General features: G+C 38.4%; 5 protein-coding genes. All 5 read right to left on the bottom strand.

Going from position 1 to position 3482, the window contains the following annotated elements; genetic code table 11:
- The coding region (locus tag PK547_02755) for an AAA family ATPase (GenBank protein HPR91628.1) at positions 1 to 1260 on the bottom strand (1260 nt) is incomplete at its 3' end.
- A gap of 72 nt (positions 1261 to 1332) precedes the next feature.
- Positions 1333 to 2028 carry a ribonuclease III gene (gene rnc / locus PK547_02750; protein ID HPR91627.1) on the bottom strand — a complete coding sequence of 232 codons (696 nt, stop codon included), beginning with the start codon at positions 2026 to 2028 and terminating at the stop codon, positions 1333 to 1335.
- 5 nt (positions 2029 to 2033) lie between these two features.
- A complete protein-coding gene (gene nusB, locus PK547_02745; GenBank protein HPR91626.1) occupies positions 2034 to 2504 on the bottom strand; it encodes a transcription antitermination factor NusB in 471 nt (156 codons plus the stop codon).
- 188 nt (positions 2505 to 2692) lie between these two features.
- A complete protein-coding gene (gene rpmF, locus PK547_02740; protein HPR91625.1) occupies positions 2693 to 2941 on the bottom strand; it encodes a 50S ribosomal protein L32 in 249 nt (82 codons plus the stop codon).
- 68 nt (positions 2942 to 3009) lie between these two features.
- The coding region (locus PK547_02735; protein ID HPR91624.1) for a sigma-70 family RNA polymerase sigma factor at positions 3010 to 3482 on the bottom strand (473 nt) is incomplete at its 5' end.

Here is a 3482-nt window from a genome sequence, read left to right as displayed (position 1 = left end):
ATCTAAATCTTTTAGTTGGATTTCCAATTTAGCAATAGAATCCTTTAGTTCTGGAGGAATTATTTTCTTTTCCTCCTGGGTTTTGGTTATTTCTTCTTTTTTAACTTCCTTTTTGCTTTCCAGAAAATCATGGACAGAAAGAAGGATTCTTTTTATTTCATTTTTAAAGACAACCGAGTCTTCTAAAAGCAAGGCGGCTTCAATATCCTGAGAAAGCACCAACAACTTGTTTTTCAGTTCCAAGGCAGGATATGCAACAGTTTCTTCTGATGGAGTTGACTGCAGTTGGGCAGTTTGAGCGGAAAGAATCTTTTGCCATGACATCAACTGCCCGTTAAGGTTTCCCAAATCATACATCAACTGAGCTTTCTGCGCTTTCAAATTAGCTATGTTGGAATCGTTTTTAACAAGAGCTTCCTCCAGGCCCTTGTCCCCATTGCCTTGTAATTTTTGTACCTGAGCGTCTAGGGCTGCCAGTTCTGTGGCTAGATTAGCAGCAATTTTTTGGGCATTATCCCGGGCCGCTGTCAAAGACCCCTCTTCAATTTTACCGAGATTCAAATAGTAAGAGAAGTAAATTTTTTGCTGATTCTCTAGAGTATTTTTTATTTCATTAGCGCGTTCAAAACGGCTTACTTGCCGTTTGAGGCTGCGCAAGTGAGGCTGAATTTCATCCCGCAAACTTTGCGCTTTATCTAAGTTTTCTAGGGTTAATTTGATTTTATTCTTAGCTTGTTCTTTTTTTATTTCCACAAAGCGTAGGCCTAGAATTTCTTCCAACATCAAAAACAGATTGCTCGGGCTCACGCGCAAAAGGTCTTCAACCGTTCCCTGATTAACGATAGAGAAGCCCTTCACACCCACCTGTTTCTTAGTTAAGAAAAGCAGGATATCCTTTAATTTAGCGCTTTCGTTGTTTAATAAATATTCGCTTTCCCCGTTGCGATTCAAGCGCCGAGACAAAACAAAATTTTCCGCCTCTTTATCGCCGTCATTAGACCGACCCGCAAAACTCAATTTTACCTCTGCAAAGCTAGAGGCCGGTTGATTTTTATTGCCGGCAAAAATAAGGTCGTCGTTTTTCTCTATCCGGATATTCTTAGGACTTTGCTCTCCTAGGGCCCAGCGAATAGCGTCGACAATATTCGACTTGCCTGAACCATTAGGGCCAACAATCGCAGTTACCGATTCGGGAAACTCTAAACTAAACTCTTTGGCAAAAGATTTAAAATTTTTCAGTTCTACTTTAGAAAGAAACATAATAAGTAACCTTTAACAGACAAATAATTTATTCTCTTTTCTCTTGTGCGCTCGCGAACAAAGAGCCCAAATTTAGTATTTAGCCAAACCGTTTTTGGCAGCATTTTCCTCCGCCTCCTGTTTGGATTTGCCGGAGCCTTCGGCTATTTCTTCCTCGTCTAAAAATAAACCTACTTTGAATATTTTATTATGGTCAGGTCCAGAGGAACCAAGTGTTTTGTATTGAGGGGTTTTGTGGAAACGTTCTTGAGCCATTTCTTGAAATAGGCTTTTGCTGTCACGATAGCTATGCTCTCGAATAACTTCTTGATAGCGGGACATGATATTTTTCACAATAAAGTCTTCAGCCGTCGCTAGCCCTTGGTCTAAATAAATAGCGCCGATAACCGCTTCTAAGGCATCAGCCAAGACAGCCGAAGACGAGCTCGCAATATTTTTACTTTCCCCTTTAGAGAGCCTTAAATATTTATTGATTCCCAGCTTCTTGGAAACTATGGTTAAGCTGTCTGTATTTACCAGCGCTGCCCTGAGGTTAGTTAAAAAGCCTTCTTGCTCTTCGGGAAATTTTTTATACAAATAAACAGAACTCACCAACTCCAAAACAGCATCACCGAGAAATTCTAAGCGCTCGTTATGGCGTTTTTCTTCCCGGCGGTGCTCATTTAGATAAGAGCTATGCGTCAACGATTCTTTCAAAAGGTCCTCGTTTTTCCAAGTAAAACTGAAATTCTTTTTTAACTGCTTCCAATTATCAGAAACGCTTTCCATAAATATTATTTAGAGGGCTCTATTTTAATTTCTTTCTGACTTTCTAAGTTTAGACCCATTTCTTTTACGACTGTTCCTAAGATACCATTGACGAACCTACCGGCCGAATCTCCGCTGAAACTTTTAGCTAATTCAATGGCTTCATTGATGGCTACTTTGGGTGGGACTGCCTTTTTATCGCCAAAAACGAGTTCGTATAGACCGACCCTGAGAATATTTCTATCAAGGATAGTAGTTTTGTCTATGGTCCAACCGGGCGTGCAAGCAGTAATGATTTTATCAATATCGTCTTTTTTAGAAAGCACTCCCATGAGTAGCGATTTAGGATATTCTAGGTCATCTAAGCCGGAACCAAAATTTTCTAAATTGCGCGCATAGGTTAATTGCACTTTTTCGGCATCGGCCATTTGATTATTAAAATCAAGCTCATAAAGAGTTTGCACAACTATGGAACGACTTAAATGTCGAGAGGCCATAAGATACTATAATTTACAAATCCTAAATTTTCAATTTTCAATGAGAACCCAAAAATTTACTCATTTAATCATGGAAACATTCATTGAGAATTTAAAATTTAGCCTTTAAAATCTGTTCGTATTCCTTGCCAAATTCTAACTTCTAAATTCCAGATTCTTTGTATTGCCGTATAAACTTACCGAACCAATTACTTGTCCTCCTTGCTCTCTTCTTTGAGCTCTTTCGCCTTAGCTTTCTTCTCCTTCTTATCTAGCTTAGCCATCACATCTATTACCATTTTCCCATTGTAATAGCCACAATTAGGACAAACTTTATGGGGTAATGTAGGCTTATGGCAATGAGGACAATTCACTAACTTAGTGGCAGTTAGTTTTAGTTGCGCTCTTCGGCTATCACGGCGATTTTTAGAAAAATGTCTTGCAGGTAGACCACCCATAGTGTATATTTAAAATTTTATTCTTTTTAATGCGATTTATTATTAGCACAAAAATCAAACAAGGACAACTAGCGTTGTCCTTCCATCCCTTTCTTTAGCTGATTAAGCCCTCTATGAAGGATGACTCTAACATTTCCGGGAGTTTTATTAAGAATTGCCGCTATCGTTTCAATATCTAATTCTTCTATATAATGCCAAACGACTACCTCCCAGTACGGAGATTTCAATTTGCTTAATTGAGATTCTAACAATTGGCTATTTTGTTCCTCTTCTATTGAGGTTTCACCAACCGGATTGACGGAAATGGAGATGTTGTCTTCGTTGCCATCCAGAGATACTACTGCCTGATTTTTACGGCGATAGTTATCAATAACTAAATTCCTGGCTATTCTATAAAGAAATGCCTGCAAAGATAAAATATCCCGATGATTCAGTTTGGAATTTTTGTTAGCCTTACTAAGAAAATTTAAGAAAACTTGAGAGGTAATATCTTGGGCCTCTTCTTTAGAGTTAACCCTTAAATATACAAACCGATAAATTT

This window comes from Candidatus Paceibacterota bacterium (genome assembly GCA_035404205.1).
In the GTDB taxonomy this organism is placed as follows: Bacteria; Patescibacteriota; Minisyncoccia; order UBA6257; family JAVHQB01; genus JAVHQB01.
This window is presented reverse-complemented; position numbering and strand designations above follow the sequence as displayed.